Below are 21,201 nucleotides of genomic sequence, written 5' to 3'. Positions count from 1 at the left end.
TAGGAGGGATGACAATGAACACAATCAAGAAGTATGCAAAAATTGTCATACCTATTTTAGTCATTGTATTTGTCGTATATCGGGCAAGCATTGAATTAAAATCGATTTCAATTAAGGAAGCATTGCATACTTTATCAAATGTAAGTACCTTTGATACCGCATTTATTATTGGATTTGGGCTATTGGCTGTTCTGTCTATGACGTTATATGATGCGGGATTGGTCAAAGGCATGGGGATAGACATTCCTACCGGTAAATATGTGCGCACTGGATTTATTTCAAGCGCACTCAATTCAGTAATCGGTTTTGGGGGATTAGCAGGTGCAAGTTTACGCCATGTAACATACCGTAGTTACTATAAAGACCATAAAAGCCTTTTACAAGGCATTACGTGGATGACTACAGGATCTTTGAACGGGCTTTCCTTTTTGGCCATTTTAGTACTTGTACATATTTTTCCCGCCGATAGATTGCTGGCCGACAAGCCATGGATTTGGCCGGTTATCATCGGTATGGCGTTTTTTATGCCCGGATATTTCATCATTACATATCTACAAGCAAAAAAAGAAAAGGGGCATTCATCTTCTTTTAAGCCATTCTTTAAAATGAATGGGATGTTCTCAGCGGCGTCCATTATTGAATGGCTGTTTGCTGCAGCGGTATTGTTGCTGTTACTGTATTTGTTCGGCATTGATTTTGAATGGCGGACAGCAATGGGCATATTTGTCCTATCTGCCATCGTCGGGACTATATCCTTTGTTCCAGGGGGATTCGGTTCGTTTGACCTGACGTTTCTTCTTGGCATGAGTTTTTATGGGCTGCCGGAAGAACAGACGCTGACTGTATTGTTAATGTACCGCATTGTGTATTACATCATCCCGTTTCTGCTTGCGCTTTTGCTGACAGTATTGGATTTAACGGGAGCGACTATTAAGAAGGTCGAGGACAAGCCGTTCATCGGGCCGGCTATCGAGACGTCCGGTGTTGTTTGGTCCATCTACCGGGATTTTCTGTCTAAAATTGGCTATTGGGCACTCAGTTTATTGGTATTGTACGCTGCCTGGCTTAATATTACGTCGGTCTTGATCGTCCCAATGAATGAACGGCTGTTTTCCATCAGGTTATTCGACTTATGCTATAACATCATTTTGGCTTGTTCCATCATCCTTGTATTAAATCTAAAAGGGATTTTTAACCGTACAAAAAAATCCTTCGTGTTTGTAAGCATTTCATTATGTTTATCGATATTTGCTCATTTACTTAAATCTTTTGATTTTCATGAGGCTGTTTTGATCGGCATTGTCCTGGCTGTATTGATTATCGTCCGCAAGCAGTTCATCGTTGAAAATATGATTGTCTCGTTTTTCTATTATATATGGACGGTTATATTGACGGTTGCGATGCTTGCCATCTATTTTTATTTAGGCGTTGCATTATCCGCATTAGGAGAGCCTGAGCACTTCAGAACGTTTTCAGAAGTACTTGAATCGACCATTTTTGCCGCTGTATGCGTACCTGGTGCCATGTTGTTAGGATCCTATTTCTTTAACCGGATACGCAAAAGAGAGATAGGCATTGAATTCAACAGAAGCCTGTTTAAGGATTTCTTATCAAAGCATAATGGCAATTCATTGACGCATCTGGCGTTCATGGGCGATAAACGGTTATTCTTTTCAAGTGACGGAAAGGCCCTTATCTTATTCAGAAAATATAAAAACCGATTAATTGTGCTCGGCGATCCAAACGGGGACCAAGGCTCATTTTCCTTGGCGCTTAACGAGTTTATGAAGGAAGCAAACCGATTAGGTTATCTTGTCGTGTTTTATCAAGTCGATCAGTCTTTTATGCATTTATATCATGACTTTGGATACCAGTTCTTTAAGTTGGGCGAGGAAGCATACGTGGATCTGGATGAATTTACGTTAAGCGGCAAGAAAAAAGCAGGGCTAAGGGCAACCTTCAATCGGTTTGAAAGAGAGGAATACCAATTTGAAGTACTGCCCACCATCAGCGATACGGTCTATAAAGAGTTAAGGCTCGTTTCCAATCAATGGCTTGGCAAAAGGAAAGAAAAAGGATTTTCAATCGGTGAATTTGAAGAGGATTATATTCGTGAAGCACCGGTTGCCATTTTAAAGGACAAGAGCAATAAAATTATTGCGTTTGCCACAATCATGCCTATGTATGAAGAACAAAAATGTTCCATCGACTTAATGAGGCATGTACCTGATGCACCGGTTGGTACGATGGACGCCATTTTTATACACTTATTCCAATATGCAAAGGAAAATGGCTATCGGTATTTTAATCTCGGAATGGCACCATTATCCAATGTCGGAACCAAAAACGAGGCTTTTTTTGCCGAACGGATTGCTGCGAATGTCTATAATAATATTCAATACATGTATAGTTTCAGCGGTTTACGGAAATTTAAAGAAAAGTATCATCCAAAATGGAGCGGCAAATATATGGCTTACCGAAAAAATAAAACACTTGTTGCTTCCATGGTATTAGTTACACGAATGATCGGCAAAGGGAATACACCGCTGCGCAGGAAGAGAAAGAAGCATGAGGCTGCCTTCGAAAACAAAAGCTATACTGGTTAATGGACAGTTGTTATGGTAGAATCATGTGTGGCTTTAAGAAAAGAAGTATGGTAGCATAAACCTTTACACATATAGAGGAAGTGAATGAACGTGATTAAGATTGAAATTCCACAAACAGATGTATCCATATCACAACGAAAACAAATAAGAACAGCGGATGAACCCATTATTAAAGATATTTATGGATTTATTGATTTTCACAAAATCCCCCGTGATAAAGGCGGCATCTTCATGTTTTATAATATTCATGATGAGCTTTTGTTTGTCGGCAAAGCGAGAAAGCTAAGACAGCGCATTAAGAAGCATTTTGAAGACTCAGTGTCTCCGATGAAAAACCATCGCGAAGAAGTGTATACAATTGATGTTTGTGTCGTGAATGACCCTATGGAACGTGATATTTATGAAACATATATCATAAACACATTAGATTCAAAATACAATGTAGACAAAAAATTCAATTGATTAAAAGGCTTGCCTATAGGCGAGCCTTTTTCTTTTTTGCACATAGATGCCCCTTTCTCGTTTTGTCTAATTGCTGTAATATGTATACATCAGAAAAAGACAGATTAATCGAAAAATAGTGGGTGGGAAAGTGAGTGAATATGGAATGAAGAACAATAAACTCCATCCGCTTGTATACAGCGTGATCATAGGAACTTTTTTCGCTAGGCTTTCCACGTCTATGAGCATGCCTTTTCTTGCAGTTTATTTAACAGCAACTAAGCACATTTCACCGTCGATTACAGGCATGATTATTGGCGTAAGTGCTCTTGTTGGTGTTCTGACTGGTTTTATCGGAGGCCACTTGTCTGACAGGTTAGGACGGAAAGCCATTATGCTTTCTTCGTTATTACTATGGATTCTCGTATTTTGCGGTTTTGCTTTTGCTGACAGTATATGGGCTTTCTTTGTTTGCAACGCTATGAATGGCGCCTGCAAATCCTTTTTTGAGCCATCCTCAAGGGCGTTAATGTCCGAGTATACAAGTAAGGAAAACAAATTGAAGGTGTTCAATTTAAGGTATACAGCCATCAATGTCGGCGTTGTTCTTGGACCGATTCTAGGTCTGCAGCTGGGGAGGTCATCCCTTACAATTCCGTTTTTGGGTACTGCAGCTATGTATGTCTTGTATGGGATAGCCTTACTCATTGTATTCTCGAAATACGGGGAAAAGAAATCTAAAGAACATCAACAAGCCATAATTGTACCATCGACCTTTAAACAATCGATGCATACCATCTCGATGGATAAGATTCTCTTATTTACTCTAATGGGCATGATTTGCGGAAATATCGGCTATTCGCAGTTTTCATCAACGTTGCCCCAATACTTGTCTGGTTCTGATGCTTTTGTCGATGGTGTGACGATTTACGGATATATGATGAGCCTCAATGCAGTGACGGTCATTGTGCTACAGTATCCGTTGCTGCGTATCGGGAAAACATATTCTGCATTGACTTCCATTTTATTGGGTGTCATATTGACAGGGACCAGTTTGTTCGGTTTAGCTTTCATTTCACATACTTGGAGCCTGATAGTGTGTACAATTGTATTCACGGCAGGTGAGATCCTTATATTCACGATGACCGATTTCTTTGTGGATGAAATGTCCCCTCCAGACAAAAAAGGGCTGTATTTTGGCGCATTAAGCTTTACGTCTGTTGGCCAGGTGGCAGGACCATCTATCGGCGGGTTCTTATTATCATTCTTATCAGCGGAAAATATGTCTTTTACATTCATCATCATCGGTTTTATTACGCTCGCCGGATGCCTGTTCATCCTATCAGCAAAGAAAGTGCAGGCAAGAAAAGAGGAAAAAGGAGGCAGTATTCAAATAAATGCTTAACATCTCTCAAAATCAGATTCTGGATCGACAAGCCATCAATCTCCTATTATTAGCGGATCCTGCTGAAGAAATGATCAATCGCTATATAAGCAATAGTATGATGTTTCAGGCCACTATACATGATGAACTAGTCGGAATAGCCGTATGTCAAGATATTTCCCCAACATGTATAGAAATTAAGAATATAGCTGTTTCCCAAAGCGAACAAGGTAAAGGGTATGGGCGCGCTTTACTGCAGCATTGCATACACTATGGGAAGAAATCTTCATATGGCACGTTGAAAATAGCTACAGGAAACAGCAGCATTTACCAGCTATCCTTATATCAATCATGCGGATTTAAACTGACAAAAGTGGATACCGGTTACTTTATACGCACTATGATGAACCCATCTTTGAAAATGGCATTCAGTGCAAGGATCAGATGATTCTCACAATACATGTAGCAGAATGATTTACTTATATGGAACAGAAGATTACACTAAACATATGAATTTAATCGGATTTAAAAGAGTATAAGCCGGGAGGGATAAGAGTATGTCTTTTTACCGCAATGCAAATGAACAATCATTTATCGAAAAACTCGGGCAATCTGTCAAAGGCTTCGCTGATCGTGCACCGTATTATGATGAGGAACGCACTTTCCATCATGAGGATATTGAAGAACTAAAAGCCATAGGCTACACGAAAGCTACGTTGCCTACGCAATATGGAGGAAAGGGTATTGATCTTTACACATATTTGCTCGCACAGGAGACAATAGCCCGCTATTCAGGAGCAACGGCGCTTGCCATCGGCTGGCATTGCGGAATTGTTTTGGAATTGCAGGATCCGAACCGAAAATGGAATCCTGCTTTATTAGATGAAGTATTCACTAAAGTAGGGGAAGGTTCGCTTATAAACCGCGCTGCCTCTGAACCTCAGACAGGGAGTCCGACCAGAGGCGGACGTCCGGTGACGACTGCCATTAAAAAAGACGGCAAATGGATTATCAATGGTAAAAAGACGTACACATCCCTCGCGCCAGCTTTAGACCTGTTCCTTGTCAGCGCATGGATTCCTGAAGAAGAAAAAGTGGGCTGGTTTTTAGTCAGCCGGGAAAATGAAGGGGTGTCTATCGAGTATACATGGGATGTCATGTCCATGCAGGGAACTGGAAGCGAAGATCTCATTTTAGATGGTGTCCAGTTGGAGGACATGTATTTAGCCGAATATGCGGAGAAGGAACATCCGGTAGATTCAAGCTGGTTATTGCACATACCTGCCTGTTACATTGGCATTGCTGGAGCGGCCAGGGAAGCGGCAATAGATTTCGCTGTCCACTATTCCCCTAATAGCATCACAGGAACAATAAGCGATCTGCCAGCTGTCCAGGCTAAAATAGGTGAAATGGAGCTGAAATGGCTTCAAAGCCGCCATTTCCTTTACAGCGTGGCCGCCCAATGGCTTAGCCAACCGAATGATAAGGGAAATCTTCGCCCGCAATTGGGGGCTGTAAAAAAAGCGGTGACCAATGAAGCAGTGGATATCGTCGACAAGGCCATGCGAATTGTCGGTGCCAAAAGCCTTCAGTCGACGAACCCTTTGCAGCGTTATTACAGGGATGTACGCGCTGGTTTGCACAATCCGCCAATGGATGATGCTGTATTACAAAATCTCGCTTTCCAAGCAATCCATAACATAAAAAAAACCACCGAAGCCCTTTAATGGCCGGTGGTTTTATATGTTTAGCCTACTTAAATCATTTCCTGATAATGGGCTTTGCAAAAAGCAGCCAAAATCTCCACTTCTTCGTCTTCTAATTCAAAATCAAGCACCGTATTTTCTCCTCTTTCATGTAAATCATAAGAAATCAATGATTCTTTGCCTTCTTCCACTTTAAAGAGAACACGGGCATATACTCCATTTTCATGATAAAGTTCATCATCCTCGGGAACGTCGATGAATAGAAGAAATTCATATCTATTTCCAGGTAAAATACCGAATTGGTCGTTTATTAATTGTCCTTCAAATTCTTTGATTTCTATCATAGTAAACATCCTTCCTGTCAGCATGCCTATATTATAGCGATAATATAGCGGGAAGGGAAGAAGGAGGCTATTCTCCAGATACGCCATTGGAATAAATTACAAAGGATATAGCTTAATAAAGCAGTTAAAATAGAGGATAGATAAACCAGTATGTTTCAACTAGTAAAATGGTTCTGAAAATCTCAACTTCTATTTTATTCTTGACGTCTTTTGGGGATTACTATACGATTATAGTATTAATGAATGATCCTCATCAGATGAAGGTGAGGTAGAGGTTGCGGTTTTTAAGAGTATATAGATGGAGGAGCCAGAACATTCCGTTGATATCTATAGAAAGGGAAAACCGCCGAAGCGTTGCATGTGTCTGAATGCAAAGAGCTGGGACTGCGTCATAATAGGTGCAGGACTGTCATGGCGAAATCGCCATGAAGAACTATCACAACAAAGTCTGATGGTGGCGTTGGTCTCTATACATACAACACACCAGTTTTAAATTGGTGTGTTTTTTTGTTTGTGAAATTGCCAAAACTCTACCAACATCCATGAGAAGTATTCAATAACAAACTAGAGAAAGCCCCGATTAAGGGCTAAAGAGGAGAGTTAATAAGTGGGAAATAAGCACAAACTGGGTTTTTGGGTGTTAACATCTTTAGTGGTCGGCAATATGGTCGGCTCTGGCATTTTTATGCTGCCGCAATCATTGGCAGCTGTAGCGAGCCCTGGAGGAGTCATCCTTGCCTGGCTATTTACCGGGTTGGGTGTCTTGTTCGTCACGTTGGTATTCGGCAATTTAGGTAAACGGAAGCCGGAACTGCAAGGCGGACCGCAAATATATGCAAAAGAATTGTTTGCAAAAGGCTCAAATGCGGCAACATTATCAGGATTCATGTCCACCTGGGGTTACTGGATCGGTAACTTGGCAGGCAATATCGCTATTATCACTACATTTGCCGGGTATTTATCAACCTTTTTCCCAAGCTTGACCAGCCAAGTGACTTTGTTCACCGTTGGAAGCTTCGAATTGAAAGTCGGTAATGCCTTGACGTTCCTAGTATGCTCGCTCATGTTATGGGTTACCCATTTCATCGTTTTGCGTGGTGTAGAAGGGGCAGGGAAACTAAACTTAATGGCTACTATTGCTAAAGTCAGCGGATTCATTCTTTTTATTATTATCGGATTGACTGCTTTTGAAAAAAGCAATATTGTTCCATTCATCGCGGACCAAGTGACCAGTTCGGGCCAAACTGTCGGCCTCCTTGGCCAAGTACAGTCAGCAGCTGTCATTACATTATGGGCATTCGTAGGAGTGGAATCCGCTGTTGTATTTGCGTCACGTGCCAAAAAGCAATCGGATGTCAAGAGAGCAACCATCCTTGGACTATTGATCGCATTATCTTTATATATTGGAATCAGCTTATTGGTTATGGGCATTCTGCCAAACGATGCTCTGGTTCACTCGGATAAACCGCTGATCGATGCCATCACACTCATTATGGGTCCGATAGGCGGAAAATTAATCGCTGCACTCGGTTTGATTTCTTTAATGGGTTCCACAATCGGTTGGGTTATGCTATCTGCTGAGGTTCCTAGTGCGGCAGCCAAACAAAGATTATTTATTCCGCGCTTTATGCAGGAAAATAAGCATGGATTGCCGGTATTCTCATTGATCATCACTAATATACTGGGGCAACTATTCATTTTTTCAACTATATCAAGTTCTATTTCACAGGCGTTCCAATTCGTTATCTATATTGCAACGCTATCCTACTTGGTCCCTTATGTGATCGCTTCGGCATTCCAACTGAAGCTTGTTTATACCGGGGAAACATATGAAACAGGATCTAACCGTTTCGGCGATGGCATAATCGGTTTCATTGCTTGTGCGTATTCTGTATATGTTTTATTCGCAGGAACAGCAAATATTAAAACGTTTATTTTCGGAATGCTATTATTGTTCAGCGGTGTATTCTTCTATAAGTTCGTAAAGGATAACGAAAAAGAACAGCTGAACGTAAAATAAAAGCAAAAAGAGCTGCTACACGTAGGCAGCTCTTTTTTTAGGATCAAAGAAGAACATATGTTCGTTTATGTAAAAAAGGGCATAATGTGTGCGTCATTTTCTGTCTAAAACCACTAATATAGTCATGATTTTAGGCATAAACTAGAAAAAAAGAGGACTAACCACCAGAAAAGAACATATGTTCTCGATGCTGAAAAACAGCATTTTTACGTGAAAGGGGAGCCCGAACGCTATGATATTCAGTGAAAATGGTTCAGTAAATGGATTCAAACAATTCCCAGTATCTTATACTCTTCATCATAATAACCGTGAAACAAAGCATCTAGCCATCATGCTTCCAGGTTCAACCTATCATACAGAACGCCCTCTGTTTCATTACTGTACAGCGTTATACCTGCAAAACAACATAGATGTTTTACACATAAACTATCAATATGATGCTCTCCATTTTGAAGTGCACTCCAGTGAAGAACTGCGTGTTGCCATTCAAAACGATGTGCAAGCGGTGGTAAACGCTTTTGTCCAAGAAAAAAACTATCATACATTTGATCTGATCGGCAAATCTATCGGTACCATCGGGTTAAGCTTTCTTACACAGCAACCTTTATTTAAAGAAGCGGCGTTTATTTGGCTAACCCCTCTATTAAAGATGGATTATGTTTATCAATCGCTCATTAGCAGTACTCAACAGGGCTTGTTAGTAATGGGGGACGATGATCCCAATTTCCATGAGGCAAGGTTTTTACATGCAAGTGCAAAGCAGAACATATCGGCCATTTGTTTAGAAGATGGAAATTGTTCTTTGGAGCACGAGGGCAATGTTTTTGCTTCTATAGAATCAATACAAGCAGTAATGCAGGCGATTTCCGAATTCATGCACACCCATAGCGAGGTCGCCAAATGGTAGAAAGAACAACGATTTTCATCTCTTCCTCAGCGCAGGAAACACTTGTGCCCATCCGGAATCTGTTAAGGGAATCATTAACGAAATGCGGACATAACACGGTCCTCTATGAGTATGATATAGGACTATACTCTGACGATACATTAGAATCCTGCTTGCAAAGAGTGCGGGAATCGGACATTCTAATCCTTTTTATATCGAACAAAGCTGGAAGCTTCACAGAGAAAGACCCTAATATAACAGCCACGTACGCAGAATTTTTAACAGCCCTTGAGCATAATACTTTAATAATTCCAATTGTAGAACAAAGTATTTTTCAATTTTATCATTCGCACATACACGCAGAACTGGAAAGGGACATCAAAACGTTTATATTGGAGTTTGACAGAGAACCGGCATATACGTATTCGTTCGTAAAAGACCTTCTGGAGATCAAAAAAACGAAAGAGCCACTGTGGTACCAAAAGGTAGCAGAAACAAATGTAGACCCCTTTATATGGGCATTTATCCATGATATATATGTAAGGACGCCTTGGACATATACTCATACCTTTGGCTTGCCCCAGGATATATGTGATTTTATAGGGAGCGCATTAAGCCAAGTGCTGAAGCAAAGTGTGCCTTTCTATACATTAAAGGACGAAATCGAAGGTTTATTCAGCGATTACGATTCTTTGATGGCCTTTCAACATTCAACGATTGCGTTAGTGAAGTGCATTGCTGGCGGTACGCTGGATATTCCGTCTTTTTTAAAGGTAATAAAAGACCAATTCATTGAACAAAACATATATAAATATAAAAATACGTTTTCTACAGAAATCGCCGCAACCGTTTCGGCTTGCCAATCGATATCGATTTACGAGAGGGAAGGGGAGCAATTGCATTTGCTGGGAGCCGTCGGCTGCCATCCGGCACAGCTCATTGACGTAAAGAACAGCCTATCGATGGCAACTGAAACATATACACGAAATTCCGCTTTAGAATTAGTATATTACCAGGAAGAAAAGCAGCATATTTATATCTCAAAACGTACAGGAGAACTAATTATCATTATGCAATTTGAATTATCAGAAAAATGGTCAGAAAAACGTGTAAAGAGTTATGAATCTGATATTTCAGAAGCGATCATGCAAAACCGAGGAATATTTGATTTAGCAATCGATCTGGCTGGAGGAATACTAAATGGCTAAAAACAAACCAATTTATATAGGTTCTACAGCTGAAAAAGCAACACGGTCAGCAAATGAATCAAAAGCCCAAAATAGATCTAATCAAAATGAAAAACTCCGTAAACTATTAGGTTTTGCTAAAAAACAAGAAAAATTATACGGAAAAATGAAACGCGATAATTCTGTTTAAAACAAAAACTCATTTGAACAAAATTTGTTCTGTCTCACTATCATAAGTATACTTGCTAATTGAGACGTGAGAATCTCTTTCTTATATTACTTCCTATAATATATATTATGTAAACTAGAATACTGGTTTTAATCAAAGCTTTCTTCTGACCCCTTATTTTGTAACTAGTGACACAAGAGCCCTACTCTAATTTTTTCTTACCAATCTCCCAGCCACATGCTCAGTGATAATCCAACGAATTCTAACCAACCATTAGGAATTATTCGATCAAGACTATTGAGCTCATAACAAACTAAATTTGATTTTCGGTTATTAGTAATCAAATTTTGTACTTCTGCATGAATCACTAATAGCAACCAAGACAATGCAACGATTTTTGTGCGTAAAATTGGAAAAAAAGAACGCCTCCTCCCACTTCATACCAATGCTTCAATTATATTATACCATTCCTCAAATAGGGCCATCTCAACCCGCAATACACGAAAACCACCCTGTACCCGCATTTTTATAAACTGATCACGTACTGCCGCTCTTTAATAATATTCTTAATCCTTCTTTTGCTTCTGGAAGGATGGGCTTGTTTAATAAAATGAGCTAGTGAGCAACAGCTTTTTAAATGAGTGAAATATATACGGTACGCTTGTGTTTCTATTTAGACAAAAAGAATTCTCTTCTAACACACAATACTTTGGTATTTTTTTATCATTAAAGTTAGGAGAAGCACAATGAATAAAAAAGTTTTATCATATTTACTTATTATCTTCACAATTATTTTGACTATATATTTTCTATCCAATAATAGGTATAAACATTCATTCGTTTTAGAGGTGAATCAGTTTATTAAAGAATCTCATTACAGTCATTTATTTAATGACGTATCTGTCAACTTTTATAAAAATAGTGCTAAATTAACAATTTCTTTAAATGAAACATTTATTGAACTGCCACTTAGAGAACAATTCACAACATTTTCTCATTTTTATCTAGCTATAAAACTAATATTGAAAACCCAATCTAACCCACTTTATTCAAAAAATATTAACATTTATGCTACATACCTGGATAATATCTTTCAGTATGAAGACACTCATAAAAATAAGTCGCTCATTTTTACAGAAAGTGGCCTTTTAAAAATTAATAACAAGTCTTATCCAGCAAAAGCTGTAATTAAGGATTATCTTTGTCACCATCATAGGAAATACATGGACAATAAAACAAAAAATGGGTACTTAGAAAAAGACATACTAGACTTTATGGGCAACTTTTATAGAAACATAACCAAGAATTTTCAAGATGCACAATCAAATGATTATCAACTTGCATTAGATGCTACACATAAAAAATACAAACTATCTCCAGAAGAAATAGAAAAAATCCTATATAAATGGATTTTTTACTATGATTAAGCTCGCATATTTTCTGTTGTTTCTTGCATAGACCAAAGCTCACTCATTGCTAATAGGCATATAACTACAGTGCTTCAATAGCCTTCATAGCAATGACTTTATCATCAAACGGGACGGTTTTGTCTTTATTGGTTTGGTACGTTTCGTGTCCTTTACCAGCTATAATGACTACATCTTTTGTTTTTGCCGTTTTAATTGCTTTATATATGGCTTTTTCGCGGTCAACTTCTAATTCATATTGTGATCTATCCAATTTCTATTTTTCTGGAATCCATCTGTAACCCAGGAATTTCAATATCTAAGTCCCCTACCGTTTTCTGAATAAAAAAAGGTCCACCATTTCTTTTAGCTTCAAAAATGCCACCCCTCCGCTTCCACTCAAACATAGAGTTATGTTTTCGTCATTTGTAAATACATAAAAAGCCGTATTCTTCATAATTACAAGCAAAAATACTATTCATATTTTTAGATAATATCATATTAATCTACATGAATATGAATAGTATTCTAGACGTGAGCTCACTTTCCTGCTTTGCTTTCATCATTGCTCTCTCAAATATAGTTTAATTATGGTTCCTTTTAACTATTTTCTGAACACGCATCAAACCAAAATGGACAGAGTATGTTGTATCCTTTGTGCTTTAACCTGCCTCCTTGTCTATATACGGGTATTTTTTACACGTTTATAAATCATTCAACTTCATACTTTTCCGCTCGAATCTAATTTGGATAGTGCTTTGCTTATCATTCGTGTTTGAAGCATTTATTGTTGTATTCAGCCAGTGGGAGATAGCCATTTCTCTACGTAAAAACCGAATTATATATAAAAATATTAATTAAACATTCGTTTTAAGCAGAATGACTGACCATGTACGCATTGTTCAGATGACTTGATGATCAAAATGGCCCTTTTATAATCCATTAATTGATTTATCCTTCATACAAACCTTTATAAGTTATTCTGTTTTACGTGTGAATTTATAAGGCCTTTTATTGACAATTGCACTATTTAACGTTCTATTCCAGTGGATACGGCTAATAGATCGTTTTTCGCTTCTTCCTTAAGCCTTTTTATTCCTAATTAAATAGGCCTGCACAATCTTCCCTACAACTGCTAACATTGCCACTAATAAAATAATGTAAAGGATCTCCCATCGATTTGAAGACAGGTTTGTCACGCTTATACCGATGATAGAAAGGATAAAAAAGAGCCCGAAAATCCCCAGAGCGGATGCTGCGGCAAATTTACGAAAACTAATTCTGTTCAAACCGGCAAGCATGGCCACTATCGAATTTATAATGATTGGAACAAAGCAGCATAATGCCATTAAGAAGAATCCTTTATTTTCAAGCCAATCAGCGTATTTTTTGATTTTTTCCTTTTGCCTTATCTTTGAAAAAAAACGAAAATGGCCGCAATAATAAAAAACGGCATATAATGCCCAATTGCCGCTGACCGAACCAATATAGGAAATGAGGAATCCTTTTAAGAATCCATAAGTCGCCGCATTTAAAATGACTAATGCGCATAACGGAATGACAGGGATGAACGCTTCAATAAAGATTAAAATAGTGATTTTGAAAGCACCGATCGCTTTATAGGTATTGACGGCATCTGCCAGATGTCCAATAGCCAATTGCATTGCCAAATTGCTGATATGAACCACTCCCAAACACGCTTTTTCCTAAAGGCCATCCATTCTAGGCGACCTTCAATATCTGTTGAAATGCCATTTATATGATTCCCTATCGCTATTTGCTTTATCCAATGAGCTTTGGTAATCCTTTTTATGATCGCAAGGCATAAAAAAACAACCACAAAAATGCTGTGGCTGCCTTGATAATGAGAGCTAATCAAATATGAAATGTTTATTTATACTGGAACACTAGCTTGTCTTTCATAAATTTAATTATGTTCCGCCTCGACTAATAAAAAGCACTTTTCAGTCTAACAAAACTACTCAAAAATAGAATGTATGAGACGCATAATCATTTTCGGCATAAAAGTAATTGCCCGCCAAATGCCTGTTGACACAATGAACTCCATTAATCCACCTACATAATCCAAGATACCCAATAGTACCTTCCCTGTCTTTTTAAAAAAGCTTTCTTTAACAAATCTGGTTTCCCTTTTCATCGTTGAACACCTAATTCTTTATGTGAATGATTTATTATATCCTTTTTAGAAAAGTCGAATCATTAGAAATGCTTGGACTTCACCTGAAAATAGAAGGTAGACTTCTTTTGGCTCCTCATTTAAGTTGCTTACAGTCTCTCTATATCTCCCCATTTAGTCAGCTTGATTGGAATGCTCGCTGATTCAAAAAAAGATATGATTTTTGCCGGTGTGCCTGAGAGTGGAAGAATATATTTCTGTTTTTTCCCTCCGACTTCAATAAATACTTTACCGTTATCCGACCATCCGGTATGAAATGAAGGATTTTCATTTATATGGACGGCTTTGATACTGGATATTTTCATTTGATAGTTATTCTTATCATCCATTAAATGATCTGGATTCGTAGAAAGGGATATTCTGATTTTATTTAATTTCTTCAGTCTTTTCTTTCGGTTTCTTCTTTCAGGCAGCCATAGAAGAATATCTAAAATAATGGATTGTCCTCCTATTTGATCATATCCTTCATAAAATTGACCGCCGACTTTGATGAAAAATAGTCTTTCATCCACTAGAATTACTTTATAATATGAATCTGTGAAGATTAGTCGCGGTTTTAATAATAAAATGGCTTTTATGGCTGTCATCCTCCTTGCTGCCTTTACTTCAAATCATTCTATTCCTTGTTTCTTTATATTTCAAAAAGGGAGAGGCGCTTTTTTTTTCAATTTATTCATGGAGTGTTTGTTGGACAACAGCTTCTTCTAAAGCCCTCTTTGGTAATAGGAATAGGTTGACATGTATGGCATCTTGTTTTGCTTTTATACATAGATTCCACTCATAATCAGTGGTTGATTGTTCGTTTCTCTTCTGATTTTTTTATCATTTAGCGTCATGGCAGTGAATTCAACTACCTTAGTACGGTTCTGCTTCAATCATATTGTCCTTACTTTTCTGAGAGTCATATAATTATAGATAGAAGGATTAAAAAAAGCAAACTGGAGGATCAAGAATAAATAGAAGGCAACAAATGAAGTAAAAGAGCATTTGTCGGTTTTAGTAAAGGCATGTCAGGAATGAAAAAAGCCAATAAATAATAGGAAGAAGAAATCATCTATCATATAGCTTAGCAATCCTTTTAGGTTCATCCTTTCTTGATATACATCTGTTTCATCATTTAATCTATAAAAAACCTCCAGCGATTATCAACTGGAGGTTTTTTATAAATATTATAAGGCTACGCCGTTTTCTTCTTTAATCTTGTTTGCAACCGCCACAGTCAATTCTTCAGCTGTTTTTGGCACAAAGTTTTTAAGAATGGTATTGACCATAGGTCCCATCGCTCCTCCGGCAGTGATGTCCAGGTTACCTGTCATGTTTGTATGGGTATCATCGATTTTTTCTGCTTCAAAGTAACCGCCGCCTTTGAAGTTGTCAGATAACCCTTTCAAGTTGAAAGTAACTGTTGTCGGCTCGATCCATTCCTGGATATCGATTTTAAGTTTTACTTTTTTCTTCATGAAGCCTAGATCGCCCTTGAACTCCCAAGTTGATTCTTTATCATTGATGATTTCGTGAGTGATATAGCCTGGTACAAGCGGTGCCCACTTATCCATATCGCTTACGTATTTCCAAATTTCCTCAATCGCTACTGGTAATTCTACGGTATGTGTTCCTGCTGGCATGTCTGATGCACATCCTTTTTTTATTATTTTATTATATTAATTCTAGCTCTGCTTCTTTGCTTTCGGTTTTTCCGATAGCTAGCCCTGCCAAGTAACCAAAAGTCATAGCTGGCCCGATTGTACCGCCAGCGCTTAAATAAGATTGGCCGAAAATACCCATTGCTGCGTTGCCTGCTGCATATAATCCGCGAATTTTGCCGCCGCGAAGATTCAGCACTTGTCCATTTTCATCGATACGTGGGCCGCCGTTTGTGCCAAGAGCTCCATAGTAGACAGGAACTGCATAGAACGGTCCTTTTTCGATTTTCCCAAGGTTGCGCTCAGCTGAGCCGCCGCCCACTTCAAGGCCTTCGAAGAAGGTAGTTCCACGGTGGAAGTCAGTGTCTTCTCCTGCTTCAACCTGAGCATTCCAACGGTCCACTGTAGCTTGCAGTGCATCTGGATCTAGGCCGATTTTTTCGGCAAGTTCCTTGATGCTGTCAGCTTGTGGAACCCAATCAGGTGCGTCTTCGCCTGGCATCATCGTGATGATCATCGTCCGGTCCTTCATTTGTTGGTCAAACACCATCCAGTTATTCTTTTCGTTTGGCCAATCCACTGCTACAGGATCGTAATGATGGAACGCCTTTGGAAGGTCATTGTAAGTAGCTCCTTCATGGACAAACCGTTTTGCTTTGCTATTGACGATAATGCTGTTCGGGCCGAAACGTCCGCTTCCGCCAAGTTGGTTCATGATACGGTCTTCATATTCAAAGGTAGGATCCTGGTATGCAGGGTACCACCAAGCTTCACTCATATTGGCAAGTGATGCTCCTGCTTCCATTGCCATGATTAAGCCGTCCCCTTCATTTCCCCATGGAGAAAGCGGGTGAGTAATTTCGCCTTTTAAGAAGGTTTTGATCAGCTCTTTATTCCATTCGAAACCGCCTGATCCTAAAATGACACCTTTTGATGTGCCGATGTAGATTTTTTTGCCTTCTTGTTCTGCAACAAGGCCGATTACGTCGCCTTCATCATCCAACACCAGTTCTTTACCTGGTGTTTCAAGGATGATTTCAATTCCTCTATCCATACATCCTTTCACCAAGGAAGCAATTAAAGAACGTCCCATTGTAACAATATTATTTTCCATACGTTCTGCGATTTTACCGAAATCGATGCCGCCTTTTGCGCCGCCTTCTTCAAGAGTAAGTGGCGGGAAAGTAGGATTATTACGGATTAATTTACCGTATTCTCCGATTTCGTTCATATCGTACGGAAGCGGGTCTATTGAACGCCCTGCTCTTGTTCCTTCGAAATATCCGTAATATTCAGGATAATTTTCCGGCACTTTAAAACGGACAGGCGTATTTTCATGCAAATAATCAATCATTTTGTATGCGTTATCAACATAGACTTCCAAAAGCTCAGAATTGGGCACTTTTTCTCCTGTGACACGGCGGATATACTTTAATGCATCTTCACGAGTATCTTCAATTCCCGCATCCTTCATGTACCGGTTTAATGGAATCCAAGGAACTCCACCAGAAAATGCTGTTGTGCCGCCAAGTTGATGCGTTTTTTCCAAAACTAAAACCTTTGATCCCTGATCGTGTGCAGTAATAGCAGCCACAAGTGCCGCTCCCCCAGTTCCCAATACTACAACGTCAACTTCACGATCCCATTGTGCTGGTTTTTTTGCAGGCATAATCGTTTCCTCCTGTGATATGTAGTGTGCTAAATTTCCCATTACTATTGGAGTGCATTTAATAAAACCAAGTAACTTGAATAAAGTAAAGAAAATTTAGATTTTAAACAAAATGATAGCATGACTATCACTTTATTATTATACTACCAAAGGTGTAATCTTTTTGTAAACTTTTTTGATTCGTAACTTTCAGATTGTTCAATTTAAATATGTGTGGAATTTATGATAAAGTATTGGTGGGAGAATAGAATTCATATTTTTCATATTTAACAGAATTTCTTTACTTCATAGGGGTGAAATGCTTGAATAAACCAAATAGTAAACGACAATCATCTAAGCAAAAAAGGAAAGAAGCCATTTTGGCAAACGCGGAAACTCTTTTTCTGAAAAAAGGAATTGATAATACGACCATGAATGATATTGCCGATGAAACCGGTATCGGTATTGCTACTTTATTTAGATACTTTCCTAAAAAGGAAATGATTATTGTAACCATCGCGACAGATAAAATCGCTCTTATTCTTGATGCATTTCAGGAAATTGCCAACAAATCAGCGCCGCTCATCGACAAATTGACAATGATTATGGATTTCTTCATCAAGCAAATGACGGAAGGCAATGCTGCCTTGCCTAAGTTGCTTGATAATTTTATCAATGTGACTTCTTTCGGAAGTGATTCATTCGAGGACATCGATATCTATTTAAATACGCGTAAGGAAATCGATCTTGTTTTTAAGCATTTAATCGATGCAGAAAAATCGGACGGCTCCATTAGAAGTGATATCGACGCAACAAAAACCATTTCGACATTAGTTAGTAATTTTTCTGTGTTCACTTTGAAACTATCGTTGAAAGTAGTAGATTTAAGAGAGCCCGATCTATCTCCCGAAGAGCAATTAGAAATAATGAAAGGCATGTTCCTAGATTATATACGAGCATAAAAAAAACCATTTTCCTTATTTGAAAATGGCTTTTTTATGCGATTGTATGCCTATTCACTTGATGATTATCCACAATCCTTCCCTCTTCCCTCATTCAAATCTCCATATAATTCATTCATAGGACGGATAATGTTTGCTTTCATCCATTTTGCAGCAGACTGTCGGTCTCCTTTTTCCATTGCAGCAATGATTTGTTCATGCTCTTTAACGGATAGTGGCGTATCTCCTATTTGATTTTTCAAAAATGCGAATTTAAACCTTCTAATGTGCAATTGCAATGAATCACTGAAGGTTTCAATATACGGGTTACTTGCCGCTTTTATTATCGTTTTATGAAAATGTTCATCAAGCTCCATTGCCTCAAATGGCTCATTCTCCTGAATTGCTACTTCAAATCGGCGATTTTTTTCCATCAACTCTTCTATTATGTTATTTGAAATTAAGCCTGCCGCCTGTTCGGCAGCCAAAGAATGGAGTGCAGCTAGGGTTGGATATAGCTTAAGGATATCTTCCTTCTCTATTTGTGTAACTCTTGTGTCTTTTCCAGGATGGGCAGAAACAAATCCTTGGACTTCAAGCAGTTGAAAAGCCTCCCTGATCGGCGTCCTGCTTACACCAAGTATAGTGATCAATTCAGAATCTATCAGTTTTTCCCCAGGCTGAAGTGTGCCATCAATGATCCATCTTTGTATTTGGGAAAATGCCCGTTCTTTCGCTGAAAGACGAACGGGCAACGAAATATCTTTCGGTATCGGCATCTTTATTCTCCTTCTTTCAATTTCTTGTATGAAATATATCGCATATAAATAAAATATTCAAATTTTTTTGATTTTTTATTCAATTTCCTTTACTATTGGTATATTCTATATTTCATACAGAATTATACCTACCTTTCATAATTGGAGATGATCATTCATGGCAGAGTTACGCAGTAATATGATTAAACAAGGAATTGACCGTGCCCCCCACAGAAGTTTACTCCGTGCGGCAGGTGTTAAAGATGAAGACTTCGGCAAGCCTTTTATTGCCGTTTGCAATTCCTATATCGACATCGTTCCAGGGCATGTCCATCTGCAGGAATTCGGAAAAATCGTCAAAGAAGCAATCCGTGAAGCTGGCGGCGTCCCTTTCGAATTCAACACAATTGGTGTGGATGATGGAATCGCAATGGGCCATATCGGTATGAGGTATTCACTGCCTAGCCGGGAAATTATTGCAGATTCCGTTGAAACAGTCGTATCCGCCCACTGGTTCGACGGAATGGTTTGTATACCGAACTGTGACAAAATCACACCTGGTATGATGATGGGCGCTCTGCGTGTCAATATCCCGACCGTATTTGTCAGTGGAGGGCCAATGAAGGCCGGAAAAGATAAAGATGGCAAATCCCTTTCTTTAACCTCTGTATTTGAAGGTGTCGGCGCTTATCAATCAGGCCAGATTGATGAAGAAAAGCTAATGGAAATTGAACAGGTTGCCTGTCCTACATGCGGTTCTTGCTCAGGTATGTTCACCGCTAATTCAATGAACTGCCTTGCAGAAGGATTAGGGCTTGCATTGCCTGGAAACGGGACCATTTTGGCCGTTGCAGAAGAGCGTAAGGACTTTGTAAGGCAATCCGCCAAACAATTGATGGAATTAATCAAAAAAGATATTAAACCGCGTGATATCGTGACAATGGATGCCATTGATAATGCATTTGCCCTTGATATGGCCATGGGTGGATCGACGAATACAGTCCTTCACACACTTGCTTTGGCACATGAAGCCGGTTTTGAATATCCGATTGAACGAATCAACGAAGTCGCCAGCCGAGTTCCCCATTTAGCGAAAATAGCTCCAGCCTCCGATTATCATATTGAAGATGTACATAATGCAGGAGGCGTCTCGGCTATCATCCATGAGTTATTAAAGAAACCGGGTGCATTAAATGGAGATTGCTTAACCGTTACAGGAAAAACGCTTCGTGAAAATGTCGAAGGCTGTGAGATTGTAGATACAGATGTTATCCATCCATTGGAAAACCCACATTCAGAACAAGGAGGCCTCGCTGTGCTGTTCGGAAACCTGGCCCCTCTTGGTTCAATAGTCAAAGTGGGCGCAGTTGATCCTTCTGTCGGCGGCTATCATAGAGGGCCTGCCATTTGTTTTGATTCCCAGGAAGATGCCCTATCAGGCATCATTACCGGAAAAGTAAAAGAAGGCGATGTGGTCGTCATTCGTTATGAAGGGCCAAAAGGCGGGCCTGGAATGCCGGAAATGCTTGCCCCTACCTCGCAAATTGTCGGTCGCGGGCTTGGAGCCAAGGTTGGTTTGATTACGGATGGCCGTTTTTCAGGAGCTTCCAGAGGCATCAGTATCGGCCATATTTCCCCTGAAGCCGCTGAAGGAGGTCCTATCGCTTTTGTACAGAATGGAGATATCATTGAGTTGGATATGAATAAACGGACAATCCAGTTGGAAATTTCAGACGAAGAGTTTGAAAAACGGAAAGCAGATTGGAAAGGATTTGAACCTAAAGTGAAAAGCGGTTATCTAGCACGCTATTCAAAACTTGTTACTTCCGCCAATACTGGAGGAGTTATGAAGATATAAACATGTC

At 39.1% G+C, this 21,201-nt stretch carries 19 protein-coding genes and 1 riboswitch; of the genes, 12 read left to right on the top strand and 7 right to left on the bottom strand.

Features of this window, described 5'->3' with window-relative positions; genetic code table 11:
- Positions 1-14 precede the first annotated feature (14 nt).
- The 5 genes from mprF (at position 15) to ABC357_RS09030 (ending at position 6,158) form a co-directional block, all read left to right on the top strand.
- A complete protein-coding gene (gene mprF, locus ABC357_RS09050; RefSeq protein ID WP_412887184.1) occupies positions 15-2,606 on the top strand; it encodes a bifunctional lysylphosphatidylglycerol flippase/synthetase MprF in 2,592 nt (863 codons plus the stop codon).
- A 90-nt stretch (positions 2,607-2,696) separates the two neighbouring features.
- Positions 2,697-3,068 carry a nucleotide excision repair endonuclease gene (locus ABC357_RS09045; RefSeq protein WP_412888623.1) on the top strand — a complete coding sequence of 124 codons (372 nt, stop codon included), beginning with the start codon at positions 2,697-2,699 and terminating at the stop codon, positions 3,066-3,068.
- 145 nt (positions 3,069-3,213) lie between these two features.
- Complete coding sequence (locus tag ABC357_RS09040) at positions 3,214-4,452, top strand: MDR family MFS transporter (protein ID WP_412887183.1); 1,239 nt, start codon at positions 3,214-3,216, stop codon at positions 4,450-4,452.
- Positions 4,445-4,879: a GNAT family N-acetyltransferase gene (locus tag ABC357_RS09035; protein WP_412887182.1), complete on the top strand. Its 435-nt coding sequence runs from the start codon at positions 4,445-4,447 to the stop codon at positions 4,877-4,879. The genes ABC357_RS09040 and ABC357_RS09035 overlap by 8 nt, the downstream gene beginning before the upstream one ends.
- Positions 4,880-4,988: 109 nt before the next feature.
- Positions 4,989-6,158 carry an acyl-CoA dehydrogenase family protein gene (locus ABC357_RS09030; protein WP_412887181.1) on the top strand — a complete coding sequence of 390 codons (1,170 nt, stop codon included), beginning with the start codon at positions 4,989-4,991 and terminating at the stop codon, positions 6,156-6,158.
- A gap of 29 nt (positions 6,159-6,187) precedes the next feature.
- Here ABC357_RS09030 and ABC357_RS09025 read toward each other — a convergent pair whose 3' ends face one another.
- Positions 6,188-6,481 carry a DUF6509 family protein gene (locus tag ABC357_RS09025; RefSeq protein WP_412887180.1) on the bottom strand — a complete coding sequence of 98 codons (294 nt, stop codon included), beginning with the start codon at positions 6,479-6,481 and terminating at the stop codon, positions 6,188-6,190.
- Between the two features lie 261 nt (positions 6,482-6,742).
- Positions 6,743-6,925: riboswitch (Lysine riboswitch) on the top strand.
- A gap of 163 nt (positions 6,926-7,088) precedes the next feature.
- Here ABC357_RS09025 and ABC357_RS09020 point away from each other — a divergent pair.
- From ABC357_RS09020 to ABC357_RS09000, 5 genes are all read left to right on the top strand, one after another.
- Positions 7,089-8,501 carry an amino acid permease gene (locus ABC357_RS09020; RefSeq protein ID WP_412887179.1) on the top strand — a complete coding sequence of 471 codons (1,413 nt, stop codon included), beginning with the start codon at positions 7,089-7,091 and terminating at the stop codon, positions 8,499-8,501.
- A gap of 232 nt (positions 8,502-8,733) precedes the next feature.
- The gene (locus tag ABC357_RS09015; RefSeq protein WP_412887178.1) at positions 8,734-9,408 is read left to right on the top strand and encodes a hypothetical protein; all 675 of its coding nucleotides are present in this window, start codon (positions 8,734-8,736) and stop codon (positions 9,406-9,408) included.
- Positions 9,402-10,595, top strand: coding sequence for a DUF4062 domain-containing protein (locus tag ABC357_RS09010; protein ID WP_412887177.1), 1,194 nt, complete (start codon positions 9,402-9,404; stop codon positions 10,593-10,595). The genes ABC357_RS09015 and ABC357_RS09010 overlap by 7 nt, the downstream gene beginning before the upstream one ends.
- The gene (locus ABC357_RS09005; protein WP_412887176.1) at positions 10,588-10,764 is read left to right on the top strand and encodes a hypothetical protein; all 177 of its coding nucleotides are present in this window, start codon (positions 10,588-10,590) and stop codon (positions 10,762-10,764) included. The genes ABC357_RS09010 and ABC357_RS09005 overlap by 8 nt, the downstream gene beginning before the upstream one ends.
- A gap of 725 nt (positions 10,765-11,489) precedes the next feature.
- Positions 11,490-12,170 (top strand): hypothetical protein, encoded by a 681-nt coding sequence (locus ABC357_RS09000; RefSeq protein WP_412887175.1) that lies wholly within the window; start codon positions 11,490-11,492, stop codon positions 12,168-12,170.
- A 64-nt stretch (positions 12,171-12,234) separates the two neighbouring features.
- Here the strand turns inward: ABC357_RS09000 and ABC357_RS08995 are convergent, their stop codons facing one another.
- The 5 genes from ABC357_RS08995 to ABC357_RS08975 all read right to left on the bottom strand — a co-directional run bounded on the left by ABC357_RS08995 (position 12,235) and on the right by ABC357_RS08975 (position 17,658).
- A complete protein-coding gene (locus tag ABC357_RS08995; protein WP_412887174.1) occupies positions 12,235-12,423 on the bottom strand; it encodes a hypothetical protein in 189 nt (62 codons plus the stop codon).
- Between the two features lie 808 nt (positions 12,424-13,231).
- Complete coding sequence (locus tag ABC357_RS08990; RefSeq protein ID WP_412888622.1) at positions 13,232-13,837, bottom strand: TVP38/TMEM64 family protein; 606 nt, start codon at positions 13,835-13,837, stop codon at positions 13,232-13,234.
- Between the two features lie 598 nt (positions 13,838-14,435).
- Positions 14,436-14,933, bottom strand: coding sequence for a hypothetical protein (locus tag ABC357_RS08985; protein WP_412887173.1), 498 nt, complete (start codon positions 14,931-14,933; stop codon positions 14,436-14,438).
- Between the two features lie 582 nt (positions 14,934-15,515).
- Positions 15,516-15,971: an SRPBCC family protein gene (locus ABC357_RS08980; RefSeq protein WP_412887172.1), complete on the bottom strand. Its 456-nt coding sequence runs from the start codon at positions 15,969-15,971 to the stop codon at positions 15,516-15,518.
- A 31-nt stretch (positions 15,972-16,002) separates the two neighbouring features.
- Positions 16,003-17,658 (bottom strand): FAD-binding protein, encoded by a 1,656-nt coding sequence (locus ABC357_RS08975; protein ID WP_412887171.1) that lies wholly within the window; start codon positions 17,656-17,658, stop codon positions 16,003-16,005.
- A gap of 302 nt (positions 17,659-17,960) precedes the next feature.
- Between ABC357_RS08975 and ABC357_RS08970 the strand changes: the two genes are divergently transcribed.
- A complete protein-coding gene (locus tag ABC357_RS08970) occupies positions 17,961-18,599 on the top strand; it encodes a TetR/AcrR family transcriptional regulator (protein WP_412887170.1) in 639 nt (212 codons plus the stop codon).
- Positions 18,600-18,664: 65 nt separating this feature from the next.
- Here ABC357_RS08970 and ABC357_RS08965 read toward each other — a convergent pair whose 3' ends face one another.
- Entirely contained in the window at positions 18,665-19,357 is a 693-nt protein-coding gene (locus tag ABC357_RS08965; protein WP_412887169.1) for a GntR family transcriptional regulator, read from the bottom strand.
- 157 nt (positions 19,358-19,514) lie between these two features.
- Here ABC357_RS08965 and ilvD point away from each other — a divergent pair, with 157 nt between their 5' ends.
- A complete protein-coding gene (gene ilvD / locus ABC357_RS08960; protein ID WP_412887168.1) occupies positions 19,515-21,194 on the top strand; it encodes a dihydroxy-acid dehydratase in 1,680 nt (559 codons plus the stop codon).
- Positions 21,195-21,201 lie beyond the last annotated feature (7 nt).

It is taken from the genome of Bacillus kalamii, from assembly GCF_047238185.1.
In the GTDB taxonomy this organism is placed as follows: Bacteria; Bacillota; Bacilli; order Bacillales; family DSM-1321; genus Bacillus_AD.
The sequence above is the reverse complement of the archived record's forward strand: the minus strand, read 5'-3'. Positions and strand labels throughout refer to the sequence as shown.

Bases quoted from the DNA above. Each gene is read 5' to 3' on its own strand.
- ABC357_RS09035 (WP_412887182.1), top strand. From the start codon at position 4,445: ATGCTTAACATCTCTCAAAATCAGATTCTGGATCGACAAGCCATCAAT.
- ABC357_RS09025 (WP_412887180.1), bottom strand. From the start codon at position 6,481: ATGATAGAAATCAAAGAATTTGAAGGACAATTAATAAACGACCAATTC.
- ABC357_RS09040 (WP_412887183.1), top strand. From the start codon at position 3,214: ATGAAGAACAATAAACTCCATCCGCTTGTATACAGCGTGATCATAGGA.
- mprF (WP_412887184.1), top strand. From the start codon at position 15: ATGAACACAATCAAGAAGTATGCAAAAATTGTCATACCTATTTTAGTC.
- ABC357_RS09010 (WP_412887177.1), top strand. From the start codon at position 9,402: ATGGTAGAAAGAACAACGATTTTCATCTCTTCCTCAGCGCAGGAAACA.
- ilvD (WP_412887168.1), top strand. From the start codon at position 19,515: ATGGCAGAGTTACGCAGTAATATGATTAAACAAGGAATTGACCGTGCC.
- ABC357_RS09030 (WP_412887181.1), top strand. From the start codon at position 4,989: ATGTCTTTTTACCGCAATGCAAATGAACAATCATTTATCGAAAAACTC.
- ABC357_RS09015 (WP_412887178.1), top strand. From the start codon at position 8,734: ATGATATTCAGTGAAAATGGTTCAGTAAATGGATTCAAACAATTCCCA.
- ABC357_RS09005 (WP_412887176.1), top strand. From the start codon at position 10,588: ATGGCTAAAAACAAACCAATTTATATAGGTTCTACAGCTGAAAAAGCA.
- ABC357_RS08975 (WP_412887171.1), bottom strand. From the start codon at position 17,658: ATGCCTGCAAAAAAACCAGCACAATGGGATCGTGAAGTTGACGTTGTA.
- ABC357_RS08965 (WP_412887169.1), bottom strand. From the start codon at position 19,357: ATGCCGATACCGAAAGATATTTCGTTGCCCGTTCGTCTTTCAGCGAAA.
- ABC357_RS09000 (WP_412887175.1), top strand. From the start codon at position 11,490: ATGAATAAAAAAGTTTTATCATATTTACTTATTATCTTCACAATTATT.
- ABC357_RS08980 (WP_412887172.1), bottom strand. From the start codon at position 15,971: ATGCCAGCAGGAACACATACCGTAGAATTACCAGTAGCGATTGAGGAA.
- ABC357_RS08985 (WP_412887173.1), bottom strand. From the start codon at position 14,933: ATGACAGCCATAAAAGCCATTTTATTATTAAAACCGCGACTAATCTTC.